Origin of the sequence: Pseudomonas aylmerensis, assembly GCF_001702265.1 — a bacterium.
GTDB classification, from domain to species: domain Bacteria; phylum Pseudomonadota; class Gammaproteobacteria; order Pseudomonadales; family Pseudomonadaceae; genus Aquipseudomonas; species Aquipseudomonas aylmerensis.
In genome coordinates this window covers 86,759-106,529 of record NZ_MAUE01000045.1, presented here as the reverse complement: position 1 = coordinate 106,529, position 19,771 = coordinate 86,759, and the positions used below count along the sequence as shown (strand labels likewise).

Here is a 19,771-nt window from a genome sequence, read left to right as displayed (position 1 = left end):
ACTGCCGCCCATGATTAAAGATCCCTTTGCCCGTCTGGGCCTGGACCGCGAAGTCCTGACTGTCAGCCAGCTCAACGGCCGCGCGCGGGTGTTGCTGGAAGACGTGTTCACCAATATCTGGGTCGAGGGCGAGATCTCCAACCTCGCGCGCCCGGCCTCCGGCCATGTGTATTTCACCCTCAAGGACAGCGGCGCCCAAGTGCGTTGCGCGTTGTTTCGCAACAACGCTGCGCGGGTGCGCCAGGCGTTGAAAGACGGCCTGGCGGTCAAGGTGCGTGGCAAGGTCTCGCTGTTCGAGGGCCGCGGCGACTACCAGTTGATCCTCGACACCGTGGAGCCGGCCGGTGATGGCGCGCTGCGCCTGGCCTTTGATGCCTTGAAGGAAAAGCTCAGCGCCGAAGGCCTGTTCAGTGCCGAACGCAAGGTGCCGCTGCCGGCGCACCCTCGACGCATTGGCATTATCAGTTCGCCGACGGGCGCGGTGATCCGCGACATCATCAGCGTGTTCCGCCGCCGCGCCCCGAACGTCGAACTGACATTGATCCCCACCGCCGTGCAGGGCCGCGAAGCCATACCTCAGATTGTGCGAGCGCTGAAACTTGCAGATGCGCGTGGCTTCGATGCGTTGATCCTGGCGCGTGGCGGCGGTTCGCTGGAAGACCTCTGGTGCTTCAACGAAGAGGCCGTGGCCCGCGCGGTGGATGCGTGTGTCACGCCGATCGTGAGTGCCGTCGGCCATGAAACGGATGTATCGATCAGTGACTTCGTCGCCGACGTGCGCGCGCCCACGCCCTCCGCCGCCGCCGAACTGCTCGCGCCCGACGCCAGCCACCTGGTGCGCCAGGTCGAAAACCTGCACCGCCGTCTGGTGATGCTGATGCGCAACCGCCTGCGCCACGACCGCCTGCGCCTGGAAGGCATGGCCCGGCGCCTGCGCCATCCCGGTGAGCGCCTGCGCCAGCAAGCCCAGCGCCTGGATGACCTGGACATGCGCCTGCGCCGCGCCTTCGAACGCAGCCTCAACACCCGGCGCGAACGCCTGATCCGCCTGGAAACCCGCCTTGCCGGTCAGCACCCGGGCCGTCAACTGGCGCTGTTGCGCCAACGCCTGGACAGCCTCGCCGAACGCCTGCCCCGCGCCATGCGCGAGGGCCTCAAGGCGCGCCGCCTGCAACTGCAAAGCCAGGTGCAGACGCTGCAAGTTGTCAGCCCGCTGGCGACCCTCGGCCGTGGCTACAGCATTCTGCTCGACGAGCGTGGCCAGGCCATTCGCAATGCCGCACAGACCCACACCGGCCAGCGCCTCACCGCGCGTCTCGGGGAAGGCCAACTGCAAGTGCGGGTGGAAGATAACCACCTGACACCCGTCACCCTTTCGTTATTGGATTGATTGATGCCACGTCTTTTAAGTCTGTTGATGCTGCTGTGCCTCGCCTTCAATGCCCACGCCGACAGCTACATCACCCGCACCCTGAACAAACCCGTGCCGGGCGGCGTGGCCGTGGTCGAACTGGGCCCTTCGGCCGCCGCGCCGAAAGCGACGTATCAAGGTAAACCGGTGCTGGTGGTAAAGGAGGCGGACAACTGGCTGGCGATTGTCGGCATTCCACTGACCGTCAAGCCCGGCAATGAGCGCATCAGCAGCGGTGGGCGCAACCTGCCGTTTATCGTCGGCTACAAAAAGTACCCGGAACAGCGCATCACCCTGAAAAACAAAAGCCAGGTCAACCCCGATCCCGCGCAGCTCAAGCGCATCGAGGCGGAGCTGGCGGTGCAGATCAAGGCGTACCGCAGTTTCAGCCCGAACCTGCCAAGCAACCTGGTGCTGGATAAACCCGTGAACGGGCCACTGTCGAGCAAGTTCGGCGTACGCCGTTTCTTCAACGGTGAAGAGCGCAACCCTCATTCGGGCCTGGACTTCGCCGTGCCAGCCGGCACGCCGATCAAGACGCCGGCCAACGGCAAGGTGATTCTGGTCGGCAACTACTTCTTCAATGGCAACACCGTGTTCGTCGACCATGGCCAGGGCTTCATCAGCATGTTCTGCCATATGTCGAAGATCGACGTGAAAGTCGGCCAGCAACTGGCGCGCGGGGCAGTGGTCGGCAAGGTCGGTTCGACAGGCCGCGCGACGGGGCCGCACATGCATTGGAATGTCAGCCTGAACGATGCACGGGTCGACCCGGCGATCTTCATCGGCGCGTTCCAGCCCTGAAACTCGGAATTGCGCACCCGATAATGGGTGCGCAATTAAAAACAGCCGCTGACTCATTCTCAGGCATAAACTCTCGTTTCCCACGCCAATAGCAGAACTTATCTCAATTTTTCTCGACTGCTTGCCATCTTTCACCCCGGCGGTTAGGGTTGAGCTTATGAAAACCTCTCACACCCTCATTCAGCTCCGCCAGCACCGCAGCCTGTGCCTTGTCAGCGCACGACTGCCAGGCTGAATCGATCTGCCTCGTCTTTACGTTTTATCCCTAAAAACAGTTCTACGGCAGGCCGCCTTTTCTCGGCCCCTACAACAAAGGATTTCCCGATGAGCATGCTCAAAGACCCGTCTTCGAAATACCGCGCGTTCCCGACCATCGATATCCCGGATCGCACCTGGCCGTCGAAAACCATCACCGAAGCGCCGATCTGGTGCAGCTCCGACCTGCGTGATGGCAACCAGTCGCTGATCGAGCCGATGGACGCGGTGAAGAAGCTGCGTTTCTGGAAGACCCTGGTCGCGGTGGGTGTGAAAGAAATCGAAGCGTCGTTCCCGGCCGCCTCGCAGACCGACTTCGACTTCGTGCGCACCCTGATCGAAGACAACCACATCCCCGAGGACACCACCATCCAGGTGCTGACCCAGGGCCGTGAAGACTTGATCGCACGCACCTTCGAATCGCTGCGCGGCGCCAAGAAGGCCATCGTGCACCTTTACAACGCCACGTCGCCGTCGTTCCGCCGCATCGTGTTCAACCAGGACAAGGAAGGCATCAAGGCCATCGCGGTCAACGCAGCCAAGCTGTTTGTCAAATACGCGGCCCAACAGCCAGACACCCAGTGGACCTTCGAATACTCCCCGGAAACCTTCAGCGCCACCGAACTGGAATTCGCCAAGGAAGTATGTGACGCAGTGATCGAGGTGTGGAACCCAACGCCTGAGCACAAGGTGATTCTCAACCTGCCCGCCACCGTCGAGTGCGCCACGCCGAACATCTATGCCGACCAGATCGAATGGTTCGGTCGCCATATCAACCGTCGTGACAGCGTGATCATCAGCCTGCACACCCACAACGACCGTGGCACCGGCGTCGCCGCCACCGAGCTGGGCCTGATGGCCGGCGCCGATCGTGTCGAAGGCTGCCTGTTCGGCAACGGCGAGCGTACCGGCAACGTCGACCTGGTCACCGTGGCCTTGAACATGTACACCCAGGGCCTCGACCCGCAGCTGGACTTCTCCGACATCGACGGCGTGCGCAAGGTCGTTGAGGAGTGCAACCAGATCCAGGTGCACCCACGTCACCCCTATGTCGGCGACCTGGTGCACACCGCGTTCTCCGGCTCCCACCAGGATGCGATCCGCAAGGGCTTTGCCCAGCAGAAAGACGACGCCCTGTGGGAAGTGCCGTACTTGCCGATCGACCCGGCGGACATCGGCCGCAGCTACGAAGCGGTGATCCGCGTGAACAGCCAGTCGGGCAAAGGCGGTATCGCCTACCTGCTGGAGCAGGAATACGACATCAGCTTGCCACGCCGCATGCAGATCGAGTTCAGCCAGGTGGTCCAGGCTGAAACCGACCGCGTGGGCCTGGAGATGACCGCCCCGCAGATCTACGCGTTGCTGCAGCGTGAATACTTGCAGGCCAACACCCCGTACGCGCTGGTCAGCCATCGCCTGCAGGAAGAGAATGGCAACAGCTTTGTCGAGGTGGAAGTGTCGGGCAAAGGCCAGGGCGAAACCAACCTGCACTGGAAAGGCAAAGGCAACGGTGCACTGGAAGCCCTGGTAGCCGGCCTGCCGGTAGCGGTCGAGATCATGGACTACAACGAACATGCAATCGGCGCGGGCACCAACGCCAAGGCTGCGGCCTACATCGAACTGCGCGTGAACGGCGAGCGTCCGGTGCACGGCGTGGGCATTGATGAAAACATTACCACTGCGAGCTTCAAGGCACTGTTCAGCGCGCTGAACCGCTCGTTGAGCCAGTTGGAAGCGAAAGCGGCGTAAACCTGATCGCGGCAATGCAAAAAGCCCCTGAGTTAAAACTCAGGGGCTTTTTTATTAAGTATTCAAAATCATACCAAATACTTTTCGAGAGACTTAACGCCTCCCTGCCTACCTGCTCCAGACATAGACCTTACGGCATGGATGGAACTTTAAACTTAGATGCAACCACCCAATAACCGCCTGCAAGGTGAGGAGCGCCCTGCATTAATCTCTAAGGGAATGCATTTGAGGTAAGTATTGAGGAATCACATGAAACAGCATTATCACTGCAAAAATCTCTCTGATGAAATCTTCCGTATTGATCCGCAAGATAATAATCACAGTGAGAGCACTCGCTCATGATTACGACCGCTCCTTCTCATCCAGCCAGCAACCCCTTTATTGCGCACACGCCTGCACAACAAGCAAGCCCCCGACAGCAAAGGCCAAACGAATGGTCAACGGACAATAAAGAAACCCTCCCGCCTACAAACAATAGTGACCCTGAACGTTTGGGTATAAAAAAAGGGCATACCAAGCTGGGAACGTTCATCTACGAAAAGATGTACACCTCGAAATCGGAAAACGATGATTTTTCCAAAAAAATAGCTAAAGATTATGGCGGCAAGTTAATTACCGCCCCGATGAAAACAATTGATCGAGCATTGACCAAAATAAATAATGACTACGGCGGCGACATGGGCAAAATCAAAGACCTCACCCGCACGACCGTCATTATCAATAGCGAAAAAGTAGACAACGTGGTTGCCGACCTGGAAAAAAAAGGCGGCATCAATATAAAAAGAATTGATGGAGATGTAGACCCACTCGGTTACAGCGGCATCAATGCCACCTATAAATCCGAGGCCGGCGGCAATTGTGAAATGCAGGTCATCACACCTGCAATGATCTTTGGGAAGATGAATCCAAGTACTGCCAAATCCATGTTGGGAGAGGATTATTGCAAGCAGCTGGAAGAAACGTCCGGACAAAAAGGAGGTTTGGGACACAAGTTTTATGAGCAATATCGAACACTGGATCCCAACAGCACAGAAGCCAAAGACATCGCCCAGCAAAGCAAGAACTACTACGCGGCCATTCGAAGCAGCGAATTTGCCCTCTAAAAGCTAATCCCCTGGTACCTCGACTGGAAGGTCGAGGTACCCGTACTCAACATCGCCCCATCAGCCCAAGTGAAACGTGTCGGCGTCCAAATTGGCAGGAAACCGAGTGCGATAATCCGCCAGCTCCCCGGCCTCAAGACGAACTTGAAAAACCCCATCCGCCTCCCCCGCACTCAGCACGGTCTCGCCCTGGAAATCCAGCACCTGGCTGTCACCGGTGTAGGCAAAACCCTTACCGTCAGTACCAACCCGATTCACTGCCGCCACGTAACACAGGTTTTCGATTGCCCGCGCCGGCAACAGACGGTTCCAATGATGACGCCGCGCACCAGGCCAGTTCGCGGTGTACAGCAGCAAGTCGGTGTCCTGGGCGTCACGGCTCCACACCGGGAAACGCAGGTCGTAGCAAATCAGCGGGCGAATGCGCCAGCCTTTCAATTCGAACTGCACCTGGCGCTCGCCGGGGGTGTAGTGATCGTGCTCGCCGGCCATACGAAACAGATGACGCTTGTCGTAGTGCAACACCTCGCCATCCGGCCGCGCCCACAGCAGGCGATTGCGATGGCTGCCGTCGGCGGCCTGGATGATCACGCTGCCGGTAATTACCGCGTTGTACTTCTTCGCCTGGGCCTGGAGCCAATGATGGGTAGGGCCGTTTTCCGGTTCGGCGAGGGTGGCCGACTCCATGGAGAAGCCGGTAGTGAACATCTCCGGCAACACGATCAGGTCGGCGCCGCGCGCCTGCTCTAGCAACAGCTCGAAATGCTCGAGGTTGGCCTGACGGTCATGCCACACCAGGCTGGTCTGGACCAAGGCAATGTTCAGGTCGGGCAGTGCACTCAGATCGCGCATAGTTTTTCCGCTGCCTGCTGCAGCGTCTCCTCGCGTTTGGCAAAGCACAGGCGCACCAGGCGCTGGCCTTGGGGTGGATCCTGATAGAACACCGAGACCGGAATGGTCGCCACACCGTGTTCGCGGGTCATCCACAGCGACATGGCGACGTCATCCAGGTCCGGGCGAATCTGTGAGTAATCCACCAGTTGGAAGTAGGTGCCGGTCACCCGGGTAAAGCTCAAACGCGACGGCGCCAGCAGATCACAGAACAGATCGCGCTTGGCCTGATAAAAGGCCGGCAGTTCCTCGACGTGCTCCGGGTGTTCGGCCATGAAGTCCGCCAGAGCGTACTGCAAAGGCGTTACGCCGCAAAAGTTGACATATTGATGCACCTTGCGCAGTTCGGCGCTAAGGGCCGGTGGCGCGACCACGTAGCCGGTTTTCCAGCCGGTGACGTGGTAGGTCTTGCCGAAGGAGCTGACCACGAAGGCGCGCCGGTACAGCTCTTCATGGGCCAGCACGCTGACGTGGGGCACACCATCGAATACCAGGTGCTCGTAGACTTCATCGCTGACCAGATAGATATCGCGGTCGCGGATCAATTCGGCCAACTGGTCCAGCTCGGCGCGGCTGATCAGCGCGCCGGTGGGGTTGTGCGGGGTGTTGAGGATGATCATGCGCGTGCGCGATGAAAGCGCGGCCTTGATCTTTTCGAAGTCGAGCGCAAAGCCTTGCAGGCTCAGTTGCACATGCACGCAACGGCCACCAGCCAGTTCGACCGAGGGCTCGTAGCTGTCGTAGCAGGGATCGAAGACGATGACTTCGTCACCACTGCGAATCACCGCCTGGATCGCGCAGAAGATCGCCTCGGTGGCGCCTGGGGTGATGGTCACTTCAGTGTCCGCATTCACCGTGGCGCCGTAGCTGCGGGCGATCTTGGCGGCTACTTGCTGACGCAACACGGGCAGCCCGGTCATCGGCGCATATTGGTTATGGCCAAGGGCGATATGCTTGCCTACCGCGTCGAGCAAACCCTGGGGGCCATTGAAATCGGGAAAGCCCTGGGACAGGTTGAGCGCGCCGGTTTCGGCAGCGAGTTGCGACATGGTGGTGAAAATGGTCGTGCCGACATTTGGCAGCTTACTGGTGATCATCGGAGGCCCCTGCAGGTGAGCCCCAAGTTTTAAGCTGCAAGCTGCAAGCAGGTCAAGCGACAAACTGCCAGGCACAAAAAAGGGCTCCAAAGGAGCCCGCTCTTGCAGCCTGTAGCTGACGACTTGAAGCTGCTGCTATCGCTTGTCGCGGCGCTTCTTGTCGGCCTTCTTGTGGTGAGTCATCAAACGACGCTTCTTGTTCACCTGACGGTCAGTCAGTGTGTTCTTGTTGCCTTCGTATGGGTTCTCGCCGCCCTTGAACTCGATGCGGATCGGTGTACCGACCAGCTTCAGGACACGGCGGTAGGTGTTCTCCAGGTAACGCACATAGGACTTTGGCACCTTCTCGATCTGGTTACCGTGGATCACGATAATCGGCGGGTTGGCACCACCCAAGTGGGCGTAACGCAGTTTGATCCGGCGATTGTTGACCATCGGTGGCGCGTGTTCGCCCACCGCGTCTTCGAGGATCTGGGTCAGGCGGTTGGTCGGCCAGCGGGTGACCGCGGACTTGAACGAGTTCTGTACGGATGCGTAGAGATTGCCCACGCCGGTACCGTGCAGTGCCGATATGAAGTGGATGTCGGCGAACTCGACGAAGAACAGCCGGCGCTGCAGCTCGATCTTGACGAAATCGCGCTCGCTCGGCGTCATGCCGTCCCACTTGTTGATCGCGATCACCAGGGCGCGACCGGCTTCCAGGGCAAAGCCCAGCAAGTTGAGGTCGTGGTCCACCACACCTTCGCGGGCGTCCATCACGAAGATCACCACGTTGGCGTCTTTGATCGCCTGCAGGGTTTTCACCACGGAGAACTTTTCAACTTCCTCGTGGATCTTGCCGCGCTTGCGCACACCGGCGGTGTCGATCAGCGTGTACTTCTCGTCGTTACGCTCGAACGGGATGTAGATACTGTCGCGCGTGGTGCCGGGTTGGTCATACACGATAACCCGGTCTTCACCGAGCATGCGGTTGACCAGGGTCGACTTGCCCACGTTCGGACGGCCGATGATGGCGATCTTGATACCGTCTTTTTCGCTCGGGCCAGGAATGCGCTTGGCTTCCTCACCTTCGGCGACGATCTCTTCCTCGCCCTCTTCTTCCTCGGCGTCATCCTTGGGGAAGCTGCTCAGGGCAATTTCCAGCATCTGGGTGATGCCGCGACCGTGTGCACCGGCGATCGGGATCGCGTCGCCCAGGCCCATCGGGCTGAATTCGGCACGGGCCAGTTCAGGATCGATGTTGTCGATCTTGTTGGCGACCACGTAGGAACGCTTGTTGCGCTTGCGCAGGTGCTCGCCAATCATCTGGTCGGCAGCGGTGTAGCCCGCACGGGCGTCCACCAGGAACAACACGACATCGGCTTCTTCAATGGCCAGCAGCGACTGCTCGGCCATTTTTTCGTCCATGCCATGCTCGTCACCGGAGATACCACCGGTGTCGACAATAATGTAGGAGCGCCCTTGCCACTTTGCCTCACCGTATTGGCGATCACGGGTCAGACCGGACAAGTCGCCGACGATGGCGTCGCGAGTCCTGGTCAGGCGGTTGAACAAGGTGGACTTGCCGACGTTAGGTCGGCCCACCAGGGCGATTACGGGAACCATGCGGCTCTCCACTTCGTTATTTCAGAAAATACAAAAGCCGCTGCAAGGCAGCGGCTGGTGCTCGGGGCAGCATATTCAAATGCCGCATGCCCCGCCGAAACGGGGCCGCCTGGGGGTTACCCCAAGCATAGTTCTTACTTGATGGTCAGGGCTTCCAGCTTGCCGCTGTTGCCAAACACATAAAGCATGTTACCCACGACCAGCGGACGGGCACGCAGGCCGTCGCTGTCGATACGCTCACGACCTACAAAGCGACCGTCTACCTGGCTCAGCAGGTGCAGGTAGCCTTCGAAGTCGCCAACAGCCACGTAGCTGGAGAACACTTCCGGTGCCGACAGCTGACGGCGGGCCAGCGAGTCGTTGCTCCACAGCGCAGTGGTGGTGCGCTCATCCACACTTTCAACGGTGCCGGATGCCAGGCTGACGTAGACGCTGCCAAACCCTTGGGCGACACCCGCGTAGCTGGAAGCATCACGCTGCCAGTTGACGCGACCGCTCTGCAGGTCCAGCGCCGCTACACGGCCCTGGTAAGTGGCGACGTAGATCGTTTCACCCGACAGCAGCAAGCCACCATCGATGTCGACCACGCGATCGAGTTCCGAACGACCTTGCGGGATGGCCACACGGGTTTCCCAGGCCGGCACGCCGTTCTGGGTATCGAGGGCGACCACTTTACCGGTCGACAGGCCTGCAACGGCCAGATTGTTGGTCACAATCGGACCACTGGTACCGCGCAACGTCAGTACCGCCGGGGTGCTGTCGTACAACCAGCGCTGTTCACCGGTGCTGGCGTCGAGGCCGATCACACGGTCGTCCTGGGTCTGCACCACGACGATATCGCCGTTGGTGGCAGGCGGTGCGAGAACCTCACTGGTCACGCGAGCGCGCCATTTCTCTTCACCGGTGCTGGAATCCAGCGCCACGACTTCGCCCTTGAGCGTGCCGAGCATCACCAGGCCATAACCCACGCCAACGGCGCCGGACACAGGCAATTCGAGGTCTTTCTTCCACTTCACGTCGCCGTTCATGCGATCCATGGAGATCACGACGCCGGTCACGTCAGCGGCCACAATGTTGTCACCGTCGATTGCCGGTACCAACATGTTGTAGGTGTCGCCCTGACCGTCACCGATGGAGCGGCTCCACTGCTTTTGCAGGACCACTTCTTCCTTGAAGCTGGTCAGCTCGGCCGGAGGCAGTTCTTTTTTACTGTTGCTGCTGCAACCCGCGGCCAGAACGGCCAGAGCCAGCAATGCTGCATGTTTCCAACGGATCACGTCACGCATCCCCTTTGGCCAAGTCGTCCAGCTTGATTTGTAAGCCACCGACCGCTGCTTCATCAGACAGCGCCGCCTTGGCTTTTTGGTACGCAGCATTGGCTTCGTCGGTACGACCCAATTGGACCAAGAGGTCGCCCTTGAGCTCTTCGCGAGTGGCTACAAATGCCTTGTCAGCATCGCCGTCGAGCAGTTTGAGTGCTTCGTCAGCCTTGTTCTGCGCCGCCAATACCTGAGCCAGGCGCTGACGTGCGATTTCACCCAGGGTCGGGTTGGTCGGTTTGTCGGCGATGGCCTTCAGCTCGGTGGCTGCGTCATCCAGCTTGCCGGTGTCGACCGCGACTTTCGCGACGAACAGGCTGCCGTATTGGGCGTAGGTGGTACCGCCAAATTCGTTCTTCAGCTTGCCGGCCAGATCCGCTACTTGCGCAGGGTCGGGCTTGCCGTCAGGCGTCAACGTGGTTTCCAGCAATTGCTGATAGAGGATCGAGGCGCCCTGGGATTGGTTGGCCTGATACTTGGTCCAGGCTTGCCAGCCGAACACCACCACTAAAGCCAGCAGGCCGCCAGTAACCAGGGGCTTGCCGTTACGCTGCCACCAGTCCTTGAACTCGGCCAGTTGCTCATCATCAGTACTCGACACCCCAATACTCCTTAATCGCTAAATTCGGCTGTTCGACAGCTTCAACCCTGCACGACGCAGGTGGCCAAGTGCGCGGCGAGCGCATCAAAGGCAATGTTCTGTTGCTCGCCCTGGCCACGCAGGGGTTTGAAACCTATCACTTGCTGGGCCAACTCGTCATCGCCGAGGATCAGTGCATACAGCGCACCGCTCTTGTCGGCCTTCTTGAACTGGCTCTTGAAGCTGCCGGCGCCGGCATTGATCTGCAGGCGCAGGTTCGGCAGTTGGTCGCGAACCTTTTCGCTCAGGGCCAGGGCTGCCAGTTCGGCCGCCTCGCCGAATGCGCACAGGTACACATCCACCTGACGGGAGATTTCTTCCGGGACCTGCTCCAGGGTTTCCAGCAGCAGGATCAGCCGCTCGATACCCATGGCAAAACCTACACCCGCGGTCGGCTTGCCGCCCATTTGTTCAACCAGGCCGTCGTAACGCCCACCGGCACACACGGTGCCCTGGGCGCCGAGCTTGTCGGTGACCCACTCGAACACGGTCTTGCTGTAGTAATCGAGGCCGCGTACCAGCTTCGGGTTGATCACGTACGGAATCCCGGCCGCCTCCAGGCGAGCCTTGAGGCCCTCGAAGTGGAGTCGGGATTCGTCGTCCAGGTAGTCGGCCATTTTCGGCGCATCAACCAGCACGGCCTGGGTGTCGGCGTTCTTGGTATCAAGGACGCGCAACGGGTTGGTTTTCAGACGGCGCTGGCTGTCTTCATCCAGTTTGTCCAGGTGGGCGGACAGGTATTCGACCAGGGCCTCGCGATAGCGACCGCGCGACTCGCTGGTGCCCAGGCTGTTGAGCTCAAGCTTGACCGCATCGCGGATGCCCAGCAGGCCCCACAGGCGCCAGGTCAGCACGATCAGCTCGGCGTCGATGTCGGGACCGTCGAGGTTGAACACCTCCAGGCCGATCTGGTGGAACTGGCGATAACGGCCTTTCTGCGGGCGCTCGTGGCGGAACATCGGGCCGATGTACCAGAGTTTCTGTGGCTGGCCGCCACCGGTGAGGCCATGCTCGAGCACGGCGCGCACGCACGCGGCTGTGCCTTCCGGACGCAGGGTCAGGGAGTCGCCGTTGCGGTCCTCAAAGGTGTACATCTCTTTTTCGACGATGTCGGTCACTTCACCGATCGAGCGCTTGAACAGCTCGGTGAACTCGACGATCGGCATGCGGATCTGCTTGTAACCGTAGTTATCCAGCAGGCGCGCGACAGTGCTCTCGAAGTAACGCCACAGAGGCGTCTGCTCAGGCAGGATGTCGTTCATGCCACGAATGGCTTGCAGAGACTTGCTCACATCAAATCCTTAAATTCGTTCAATCAGCCGCGCGCGATCAGCGCTGCGTCAGCCGCGACCTTTTCGGCCGCTTTCTCGCGGATGAGTCTTTCGAGCTCATCCACCAGATTGTCATTCGTCAACTTCTGCGACGGCTTGCCGTCGATGTAGATCAGGTTCGGTGTGCCGCCGGTCAGGCCGATGTGCGCCTCTTTGGCTTCACCCGGGCCGTTGACCACACAACCGATTACCGCGACATCCAGCGGCACCAGCAGGTCTTCGAGGCGCCCTTCCAGTTCGTTCATGGTTTTCACCACGTCGAAGTTCTGCCGCGAGCAGCTCGGGCAGGCAATGAAGTTGATGCCACGGGAACGCAAATGCAGGGATTTGAGAATGTCGTAACCGACCTTCACTTCCTCTACCGGGTCTGCCGCGAGGGAGATGCGGATAGTATCGCCAATCCCTTCGGCGAGCAGCATACCGAGACCCACCGCAGATTTCACTGTGCCTGAACGTAAACCACCGGCTTCGGTGATACCCAGGTGCAGCGGCTGCACGATTTCCTTGGCCAGCAGGCGGTAGGCTTCTACGGCCATGAACACGTCGGAGGCCTTTACGCTGACCTTGAAGTCCTGGAAATTCAGGCGTTCAAGGTGTTCAACATGGCGCAGCGCCGATTCAACCAGCGCCGCCGGGGTCGGCTCGCCGTATTTCTTTTGCAGGTCTTTTTCCAGGGAGCCGGCGTTGACGCCGATGCGGATCGGAATGCCGCGATCACGCGCCGCATCCACCACGGCACGCACACGGTCTTCGCGACCGATGTTGCCCGGGTTGATACGCAGGCAGTCCACACCCAGTTCGGCTACGCGCAGTGCGATCTTGTAGTCGAAGTGAATGTCGGCCACCAACGGCACCTTGACCAGTTGCTTGATGCGACCGAAGGCTTCGGCAGCGTCCATGTCCGGCACGGATACCCGTACGATGTCCACGCCGGCCGCTTCCAGACGGTTGATCTGGGCAACGGTGGCGGCCACGTCATTGGTGTCGCTGTTGGTCATGCTTTGTACCGCAATGGGGGCATCGCCGCCCACCGGCACCGAGCCGACCCAGATCTTGCGCGATACGCGACGTTTGATTGGAGATTCGCCGTGCATGACTATTGTCCCAACTTGAGGCGAGCGGTCTCGCCACTGGTGAACGGCGCCACGTCCACAGGCTGGCCGTTGTAGGCCACTTGCGCGCCACGGGCAAAGCCCAGACGCAGCGTCAAAGGAGGCTTGCCGCCTTGGTCAAGAGTATCTCCCTTACGCTTCAGACCGCTAAACAGCACTTTGCCATTGCCATCGGTGACCTGCGTCCAGCAGTCAGCGATGAAGGTGATCTGTACGCGCCCATCACCCGCGATCAATGCCGGGGCGGTAGGCGGTGAAATCGCAGGCGCTGCCGGAGCGGCCGGCGTTGGGGCCGCTGGCGCCTGCGTCGGAGTCGCTGGAGTGTGCGCCTGGGCGGCCGGAGCTGCCGGCGTGTGAGCGGGTGCAGACGGCGTCGCAGGTGCTGGTACGGCAGCGGTTGCGGCAGGTGCGGTTTCTGCTGCTGGCGGCTCAGAGGCAACCGGCGCTTCAGGCGCGGCCTGGCTCTCAGCCACAGCCTGGTCCTCTGGCTCATCGAGCGGGTGAATCTGGGTGGTGCCGTCGGCGCTTTCGACTTCGACGTGCTCCATGGCGTTGCTGGTCAGGTCCTTGGAGCGCTGGGAGGTCTGGTCTTGCCACCAGACAAACCCGCCGCCAATGACAGCGATCAGCAGCAACAGGCTGACAATGCGTAAAATCGTGTGGGAAACCCGCACCGGCTCTTCGATGCGGCCCAGGCCGTGGACATTGCTGCCCTGGGAGTCGGTGCCGGTGAACTGGTCGAATTCCTGGACCAATACGGCTTGGTCGATCCCCAGCAGCTTGGCGTAGGCGCGGATGTAGCCGCGGGCGAAGGTATGCCCAGGCAGCTTGTCGAACGCGCCGGCTTCCAGGTTGCCCAGGGAGGTGGTGGTCAAATTGAGCTTGAGGGCCACTTCCGCCAACGACCAACCATTGCTTTCGCGGGCCTGACGCAAGGTGTCGCCTGGGTTTACGCGATTAGCTGCTACAACTTCCGGGTGCGCCGCTTTCATCATTGCTCCGACAGGTATTGCTGATATTCCGGCGTACCGGGATAGAGTCGTTCGAGTTGCTGGCCAAAACGTGCGGCCGTGTCGCGTTCTTCATGAACCGTCGCCAGGCGCACACCGAGCAATAGACTACGTGCATTTTGCCCGCTGAGCAGGCTAAAACGCTCGTAATAGTCACGTGCCGGCACATAATGCCTGTCTTCGTAGGACAACTCAGCCATTTCGAGCAACGCGCGTGGCTGACGACCGTTCAAGTGCAGGGCTTTTTCCAGTTGCTGGCGTGCGCTGTCGCGCTGGCCGAGGCGCATCGAGGTCACCCCAAGGTTCTCGAACACCCGCGAGCGTTCAGGATAGAGGGTATCGGCGCTGGCTTGCTGGAAATTAACGGCTGCCTGGTCATAACGTTGCTGCGCGAACAGGAAGCTGCCGTAATTGTTCAGCAACCGCGGATCGGCAGGCCGGACGGCCAGGGCTTTGTTGAAATACTGATCGGCCAGTTCAGGCTCGGCCTGGGCCTGGAACACCAGGGCCAATGCGGCGTTGACGTCGGCATCGTCGCTGTCCAGCGCCAGGGCCTTTTTCAATGGCACCTTGGCCTGTTCGCTCATGCCTTGCTGCAGGTACCCCAACCCCAGTTGCACATAGGCAACTCGCGCCGCGTCACGGCCTTTACCGGTTTGCAACGGGCTTTCATGTCCCGATGAAACACATCCGGCCGCAAGGCCGGTCACCAGTAAAAGCAGCGCAAGGCGCAAGGGCATAGAGATCCTCTCTCAGTTTCGATTCGCAGCGCTTTGTGGCATATCGTCGGCGGCGCTCAGTTCGCGCACCGCGATATAACGTTCGCTGCGACGGGTGCGATCCAGCACCTGTCCTACCAATTGGCCACAGGCGGCGTCGATGTCTTCACCACGGGTGGTGCGTACGGTGACGTTGTAGCCGGCCTGGTGCAGTTGATCCTGGAAACGGCGGATGGCGTTGTTGCTCGGACGCTCGTAGCCAGAATGTGGAAACGGGTTGAACGGAATCAGGTTGATCTTGCACGGGATGTTCTTGAGCAACTCGATCATCTCGACCGCGTGTTCGACCTTGTCGTTGATGTCCTTGAGCAGGGTGTACTCAATGGTCAGCACGCGCTTTTCGCCCAGGGACGACATGTAGCGCTGGCAAGACTCGAGCAGCATCTTAAGCGGATACTTCTTGTTGATCGGCACCAATTGGTTACGCAATGCGTCATTGGGTGCGTGCAGCGACAACGCCAGGGAGACGTCGATGTGCTTGGACAACTCATCGATCATCGGCACCACGCCGGAGGTCGACAGGGTCACACGGCGCTTGGAGATGCCGTAGCCCAGGTCGTCCATCATCAGATGCATGGCCGAAACGACGTTGTCGAAGTTCAGCAGCGGCTCACCCATGCCCATCATCACCACGTTGGTGATGGCACGGTCGACGGTTGCCGGGACGCTGCCGAAAGATTTGTTGGCAATCCACACCTGGCCGATGACTTCGGCGGCGGTGAGGTTGCTATTGAAGCCTTGCTTGCCGGTGGAGCAGAAACTGCAGTCCAGGGCACAGCCTGCCTGGGACGAAACGCACAAGGTGCCGCGTTTGCCCTGGGGAATGTACACGGTCTCGACACAGCTGCCGGACGCCACGCGGACCACCCATTTACGGGTGCCGTCGCTGGAGATGTCCTCGCTGACCACTTCCGGACCACGCACTTCAGCAATAGCCTTGAGCTTGTCGCGCAAAGCCTTGCTGACGTTCGTCATGGCGTCGAAATCGTCGACGCCAAAGTGGTGAATCCACTTCATTACCTGACCGGCACGGAAACGCTTCTCCCCGATTGAGTCGAAGAATTTTTCCATTTCCTGTTGAGTCAGACCCAGCAGGTTGGTTTTAACAGTCGATGTAGTCATGGATTCACCCTCACTCTTTAAGCCGATGCTTAGCGAGCGGTTACTTCAGTAGCAGCGAAAAAGTAAGCGATTTCGCGAGCAGCAGCGGCTTCGGAGTCCGAACCGTGTACAGCGTTGGCGTCGATGGACTCAGCGAAATCAGCACGGATGGTGCCGGCAGCTGCTTCTTTAGGGTTGGTAGCGCCCATCAGCTCACGGTTCAGAGCGATAGCGTTTTCGCCTTCCAGAACCTGAACAACAACAGGACCGGAGATCATGAAGGCAACCAGGTCACCGAAGAAGCCACGAGCGCTGTGCTCAGCGTAGAAGCCTTCAGCTTCAGCCTTGGACAGTTGCTTGAGTTTCGAAGCTACAACCTTCAGGCCGGCTTTTTCGAAACGAGTGGTGATCTCGCCGATGACGTTTTTTGCAACAGCGTCAGGCTTGATGATGGAGAAAGTACGTTGAACAGCCATGGTGTAACTCCAGAAACGGTAATTTACGAAAAATTAAACCCGCGAATTATACGCGGGTTATTGGGTATTGCCTAACTGCGTAAAAAGGCGGTTCAGTCTGCTTCTTCGATCCACAGGCCTTGAATCGCCTCCAGAACCTTTTCGCCACCCCGGTCGGGGATGTCGTCGAAGTCCGGCAGCTCCATCACCAGATTGCGCAGCTTGACGAAGTTGACCGTCAGAGGATTGACCTCCGGGTGGGCTTGCGCAAGTTGTATAGCGATTTCTTGTACATCAACCCATTTCAGGCTCATGACATTTCCTTGAATCAATGCGGCGCTTCGGCTGCATGGTTGAGGGAATATTTCGGGATTTCGACGGTGATGTCTTCAGTTCCGACCTTTGCCTGACAGCTTAGGCGAGAAGTCGCCTCCAGGCCCCAGGCGCGATCCAGAAAGTCCTCTTCGAGCTCATCCGCTTCTTCCAGGGAGTTGAAACCCTCGCGAATCACGCAGTGGCAGGTGGTGCAGGCGCACACTCCGCCACAGGCGCTTTCGATTTCGATGTGGTTGTCATGGGCAACTTCGAGGATGGACTTGCCGGTCTCAGCCTCCACGACCATACCGTCCGGGCAATGCTCGGCGTGTGGCAGAAAAATGACCTGCGGCATTAATTATTCCTCGATTTCATTCAGGTTGCGCCCGGCCAGTGCGGCTTTCACCGTCTGATCCATGCGCCGGGCGGCAAACGCATCCGTGACCTGCGACAAGCGCTTGGTCTGCTGCTCGATGGCGTAACCATCGTTGCCTTTCATCAGTTCAGCCAGCTCCTGCATTTGCAGGTCGATGACCATGCGCTCTTCGGCATCCAACAAGCGCTCGCCATCCGCTTCAAGGGCGCCCTGCACCGCTTCGAGCAGGCGCTGGGCATCCACTTGCTGCTCACGCAATACGCGGGCGACCTTGTCGTCACCGGCATATTGGAACGAGTCCTTGAGCATCTTGGCGATTTCGCCGTCGGTCAGGCCGTAGGAAGGCTTGACCTGGATGCTGGCTTCGACGCCGGACGCCAGTTCGCGCGCAGCGACACTGAGCAGGCCATCGGCGTCGACCTGGAAGGTCACGCGAATCTTCGCCGCACCGGCCACCATCGCCGGAATGCCGCGCAATTCAAAGCGCGCCAGGGAGCGGCAATCGCTGATCAGCTCGCGCTCACCTTGCAGCACATGAATCATCATGGCCGTCTGGCCATCTTTGTAAGTAGTGAAGTCCTGGGCACGGGCAACGGGAATGGTGGTGTTACGTGGAATCACCTTCTCCATCAGGCCGCCCATGGTTTCGAGGCCCAGGGACAGCGGAATCACGTCGAGCAGCAGCAATTCGCCACCATCGCGCTTGTTCCCAGCCAGGGTATCGGCCTGGATCGCAGCACCAATGGCGACTACCTGATCCGGGTCGATTTCAGTCAGCGGCTGGCGACCAAAGGCTTCGGCCACGGCCTCGCGAACGCGCGGCACACGGGTGGAACCACCCACCATGACCACGGCACCGACGTCTTCCAGCTCGATACCGGAATCACGCACGGCGCGACGGCAAGCCTTGAGGCTGCGGGCAACCATCGGCTCGATCAACGCATCGAAGGCTTCGCGGGTCAGTTGAGCCGACCAAGCACCGTAGGACACTTCAACCGAAGCAGCATCAGTCAACGCTTCCTTGGCAGCACAGGCGGTTTGCAACAGGTTGCGTTGCGCGCCCGGATCCAGGTCAGCCGACAAGCCGGCGCTGGTGATGATCCAGCCCGCAATGGCGTGGTCGAAGTCATCGCCGCCCAGGGCGCTGTCGCCGCCGGTGGCCAGCACTTCGAAGACACCGCCGGTCAGGCGCAGGATCGAAATATCAAAGGTGCCGCCGCCCAGGTCATAAATAGCGACCAGGCCTTCTGCGTGCTGATCCAGGCCATAGGCCACGGCCGCCGCAGTCGGCTCGTTGAGCAGGCGCAGCACATTGAGGCCGGCGAGTTTCGCCGCGTCCTTGGTGGCTTGACGCTGAGCATCATCGAAATACGCCGGAACGGTGATCACCGCGCCCACCAGTTCGCCGCCCAAGGTGGATTCCGCACGCTGGCGCAACACCTTGAGAATATCGGCCGACACTTCCACCGGGCTCTTCGGCCCCTGGACAGTGTCGATGAACGGCATATGGGATTCGCCACCGACAAAGCGGTACGGCAACTGGTCGCCCAATTGCTTGACGTCGGACAGACCACGACCCATCAAGCGCTTGACCGACAGCACGGTGTTCAAGGGATCGGTAGACGCGGCCAGCTTGGCCGACTCGCCCACTTCGGTGCGATCAGCGTGATAGCGCACGGCGGACGGCAGGATCACCTGGCCATTGGCGTCGGGCAGCGGCTCGGACAGGCCGCTGCGCAAGGCAGCAACCAGGGAATTGGTGGTGCCCAGGTCAATCCCCACCGCCAGGCGACGCTGGTGCGGTTGAGGGCTTTGGCCGGGTTCGGCGATTTGCAGTAGAGCCATGGTAATCAGGTCTTATCTGTCTATCAGGCGTGCATCACGGGCAGCACTGGGTTAATCGTCGAGGCGCTCTTCTAACTGGCGCACTTCGTAGGTGAGCTTGTCGAGGAACTGCATGCGCCGCATCAGGCGTTCGGCCTGTTCGCGTTGCGCAGCATCGTTCCAACAGGCTGCGAAGCTTTCGTTAAGCTCATCCTGGGCCGTTTTCAGACGACGCTTGAAGACCGCGACACCCGCCAGATCGGCTTCGTCCTGCAAGTCTTCGAGCTCTTCGCGCCACTGCATCTGCTGCATCAGGAAGTCTGGGTCGTGCACCGTAACTTCCAGCGGCAACTCGCCACCGTTCATCGCGAGCAGGTAACGCGCGCGTTTCGGAGGGCTTTTGAGCGTCTGATAGGCTTCGTTGAGGCTGGCCGATTGCTCCAGGGCCTGGCGTTGCTCACGCTCGGAAGCGTCAGCGAAGCGGTCCGGGTGCACGCCACGCGCCAATTCACGGTAGCGCGCGGCCAGCTGTTCGAGGTCCAGCCGGAAACTCGGCTGCAGCTCGAATAAAGCGAAATGACAAGGAGTACCCAC

General features: G+C 59.9%; 19 protein-coding genes. 4 read left to right on the top strand and 15 right to left on the bottom strand.

Annotated features, from left to right (window positions below; genetic code table 11):
* The first annotated feature begins 10 nt into the window (after nt 1-10).
* From xseA to BBG20_RS26270, 4 genes are all read left to right on the top strand, one after another.
* On the top strand, nt 11-1,390 hold the full coding sequence (gene xseA / locus BBG20_RS26285) for an exodeoxyribonuclease VII large subunit (protein WP_065908643.1): 1,380 nt from the start codon (nt 11-13) through the stop codon (nt 1,388-1,390).
* 3 nt (nt 1,391-1,393) lie between these two features.
* Complete coding sequence (locus tag BBG20_RS26280; protein ID WP_065908642.1) at nt 1,394-2,215, top strand: M23 family metallopeptidase; 822 nt, start codon at nt 1,394-1,396, stop codon at nt 2,213-2,215.
* A 324-nt stretch (nt 2,216-2,539) separates the two neighbouring features.
* Nucleotides 2,540-4,219 carry a 2-isopropylmalate synthase gene (gene leuA, locus BBG20_RS26275; RefSeq protein WP_065908640.1) on the top strand — a complete coding sequence of 560 codons (1,680 nt, stop codon included), beginning with the start codon at nt 2,540-2,542 and terminating at the stop codon, nt 4,217-4,219.
* A gap of 338 nt (nt 4,220-4,557) precedes the next feature.
* A complete protein-coding gene (locus BBG20_RS26270; RefSeq protein ID WP_141697322.1) occupies nt 4,558-5,322 on the top strand; it encodes a hypothetical protein in 765 nt (254 codons plus the stop codon).
* A gap of 60 nt (nt 5,323-5,382) precedes the next feature.
* Here the strand turns inward: BBG20_RS26270 and BBG20_RS26265 are convergent, their stop codons facing one another.
* The 15 genes from BBG20_RS26265 to hscB form a co-directional block, all read right to left on the bottom strand.
* Entirely contained in the window at nt 5,383-6,174 is a 792-nt protein-coding gene (locus tag BBG20_RS26265; protein WP_065908637.1) for an amidohydrolase, read from the bottom strand.
* Nucleotides 6,162-7,310: a pyridoxal phosphate-dependent aminotransferase gene (locus BBG20_RS26260; RefSeq protein WP_065908636.1), complete on the bottom strand. Its 1,149-nt coding sequence runs from the start codon at nt 7,308-7,310 to the stop codon at nt 6,162-6,164. Before BBG20_RS26260 ends, BBG20_RS26265 begins: the two co-directional genes overlap by 13 nt.
* A gap of 135 nt (nt 7,311-7,445) precedes the next feature.
* Nucleotides 7,446-8,915, bottom strand: a complete 1,470-nt coding sequence (der, locus tag BBG20_RS26255) for a ribosome biogenesis GTPase Der (RefSeq protein ID WP_065908635.1) — start codon at nt 8,913-8,915, stop codon at nt 7,446-7,448.
* A gap of 134 nt (nt 8,916-9,049) precedes the next feature.
* A complete protein-coding gene (bamB, locus tag BBG20_RS26250) occupies nt 9,050-10,201 on the bottom strand; it encodes an outer membrane protein assembly factor BamB (protein ID WP_065908633.1) in 1,152 nt (383 codons plus the stop codon).
* Nucleotides 10,194-10,835, bottom strand: a complete 642-nt coding sequence (locus tag BBG20_RS26245; protein ID WP_065908632.1) for a YfgM family protein — start codon at nt 10,833-10,835, stop codon at nt 10,194-10,196. The genes bamB and BBG20_RS26245 overlap by 8 nt, the downstream gene beginning before the upstream one ends.
* 41 nt (nt 10,836-10,876) lie before the next feature.
* On the bottom strand, nt 10,877-12,166 hold the full coding sequence (gene hisS, locus BBG20_RS26240) for a histidine--tRNA ligase (protein WP_065908631.1): 1,290 nt from the start codon (nt 12,164-12,166) through the stop codon (nt 10,877-10,879).
* A gap of 23 nt (nt 12,167-12,189) precedes the next feature.
* Nucleotides 12,190-13,299: a flavodoxin-dependent (E)-4-hydroxy-3-methylbut-2-enyl-diphosphate synthase gene (gene ispG, locus BBG20_RS26235; RefSeq protein WP_025859271.1), complete on the bottom strand. Its 1,110-nt coding sequence runs from the start codon at nt 13,297-13,299 to the stop codon at nt 12,190-12,192.
* 2 nt (nt 13,300-13,301) lie between these two features.
* A complete protein-coding gene (locus tag BBG20_RS26230) occupies nt 13,302-14,309 on the bottom strand; it encodes a RodZ domain-containing protein (RefSeq protein ID WP_065908629.1) in 1,008 nt (335 codons plus the stop codon).
* Nucleotides 14,309-15,067: a type IV pilus biogenesis/stability protein PilW gene (gene pilW / locus BBG20_RS26225; RefSeq protein WP_065908627.1), complete on the bottom strand. Its 759-nt coding sequence runs from the start codon at nt 15,065-15,067 to the stop codon at nt 14,309-14,311. The genes BBG20_RS26230 and pilW overlap by 1 nt, the downstream gene beginning before the upstream one ends.
* Nucleotides 15,068-15,079: 12 nt before the next feature.
* Complete coding sequence (gene rlmN, locus BBG20_RS26220; RefSeq protein WP_065908625.1) at nt 15,080-16,228, bottom strand: 23S rRNA (adenine(2503)-C(2))-methyltransferase RlmN; 1,149 nt, start codon at nt 16,226-16,228, stop codon at nt 15,080-15,082.
* Between the two features lie 29 nt (nt 16,229-16,257).
* A complete protein-coding gene (gene ndk / locus BBG20_RS26215; RefSeq protein WP_060754319.1) occupies nt 16,258-16,683 on the bottom strand; it encodes a nucleoside-diphosphate kinase in 426 nt (141 codons plus the stop codon).
* 92 nt (nt 16,684-16,775) lie between these two features.
* Complete coding sequence (gene iscX, locus BBG20_RS26210; protein ID WP_065908623.1) at nt 16,776-16,976, bottom strand: Fe-S cluster assembly protein IscX; 201 nt, start codon at nt 16,974-16,976, stop codon at nt 16,776-16,778.
* Nucleotides 16,977-16,990: 14 nt separating this feature from the next.
* A complete protein-coding gene (fdx, locus tag BBG20_RS26205; protein WP_015885743.1) occupies nt 16,991-17,332 on the bottom strand; it encodes an ISC system 2Fe-2S type ferredoxin in 342 nt (113 codons plus the stop codon).
* 3 nt (nt 17,333-17,335) lie between these two features.
* On the bottom strand, nt 17,336-19,198 hold the full coding sequence (gene hscA / locus BBG20_RS26200; RefSeq protein WP_065908621.1) for a Fe-S protein assembly chaperone HscA: 1,863 nt from the start codon (nt 19,196-19,198) through the stop codon (nt 17,336-17,338).
* 51 nt (nt 19,199-19,249) lie between these two features.
* Nucleotides 19,250-19,771: a co-chaperone HscB gene (hscB, locus tag BBG20_RS26195; RefSeq protein ID WP_065908619.1), complete on the bottom strand. Its 522-nt coding sequence runs from the start codon at nt 19,769-19,771 to the stop codon at nt 19,250-19,252.

Excerpts from the sequence above, each read along its gene's own strand:
- xseA (WP_065908643.1), top strand. The coding sequence starts at position 11 with ATGATTAAAGATCCCTTTGCCCGTCTGGGCCTGGACCGCGAAGTCCTG.
- BBG20_RS26280 (WP_065908642.1), top strand. The coding sequence starts at position 1,394 with ATGCCACGTCTTTTAAGTCTGTTGATGCTGCTGTGCCTCGCCTTCAAT.
- leuA (WP_065908640.1), top strand. The coding sequence starts at position 2,540 with ATGAGCATGCTCAAAGACCCGTCTTCGAAATACCGCGCGTTCCCGACC.
- BBG20_RS26270 (WP_141697322.1), top strand. The coding sequence starts at position 4,558 with ATGATTACGACCGCTCCTTCTCATCCAGCCAGCAACCCCTTTATTGCG.
- BBG20_RS26265 (WP_065908637.1), bottom strand. The coding sequence starts at position 6,174 with ATGCGCGATCTGAGTGCACTGCCCGACCTGAACATTGCCTTGGTCCAG.
- BBG20_RS26260 (WP_065908636.1), bottom strand. The coding sequence starts at position 7,310 with ATGATCACCAGTAAGCTGCCAAATGTCGGCACGACCATTTTCACCACC.
- der (WP_065908635.1), bottom strand. The coding sequence starts at position 8,915 with ATGGTTCCCGTAATCGCCCTGGTGGGCCGACCTAACGTCGGCAAGTCC.
- bamB (WP_065908633.1), bottom strand. The coding sequence starts at position 10,201 with ATGCGTGACGTGATCCGTTGGAAACATGCAGCATTGCTGGCTCTGGCC.
- ispG (WP_025859271.1), bottom strand. The coding sequence starts at position 13,299 with ATGCACGGCGAATCTCCAATCAAACGTCGCGTATCGCGCAAGATCTGG.
- BBG20_RS26230 (WP_065908629.1), bottom strand. The coding sequence starts at position 14,309 with ATGAAAGCGGCGCACCCGGAAGTTGTAGCAGCTAATCGCGTAAACCCA.
- pilW (WP_065908627.1), bottom strand. The coding sequence starts at position 15,067 with ATGCCCTTGCGCCTTGCGCTGCTTTTACTGGTGACCGGCCTTGCGGCC.
- rlmN (WP_065908625.1), bottom strand. The coding sequence starts at position 16,228 with ATGACTACATCGACTGTTAAAACCAACCTGCTGGGTCTGACTCAACAG.
- ndk (WP_060754319.1), bottom strand. The coding sequence starts at position 16,683 with ATGGCTGTTCAACGTACTTTCTCCATCATCAAGCCTGACGCTGTTGCA.
- iscX (WP_065908623.1), bottom strand. The coding sequence starts at position 16,976 with ATGAGCCTGAAATGGGTTGATGTACAAGAAATCGCTATACAACTTGCG.
- fdx (WP_015885743.1), bottom strand. The coding sequence starts at position 17,332 with ATGCCGCAGGTCATTTTTCTGCCACACGCCGAGCATTGCCCGGACGGT.
- hscA (WP_065908621.1), bottom strand. The coding sequence starts at position 19,198 with ATGGCTCTACTGCAAATCGCCGAACCCGGCCAAAGCCCTCAACCGCAC.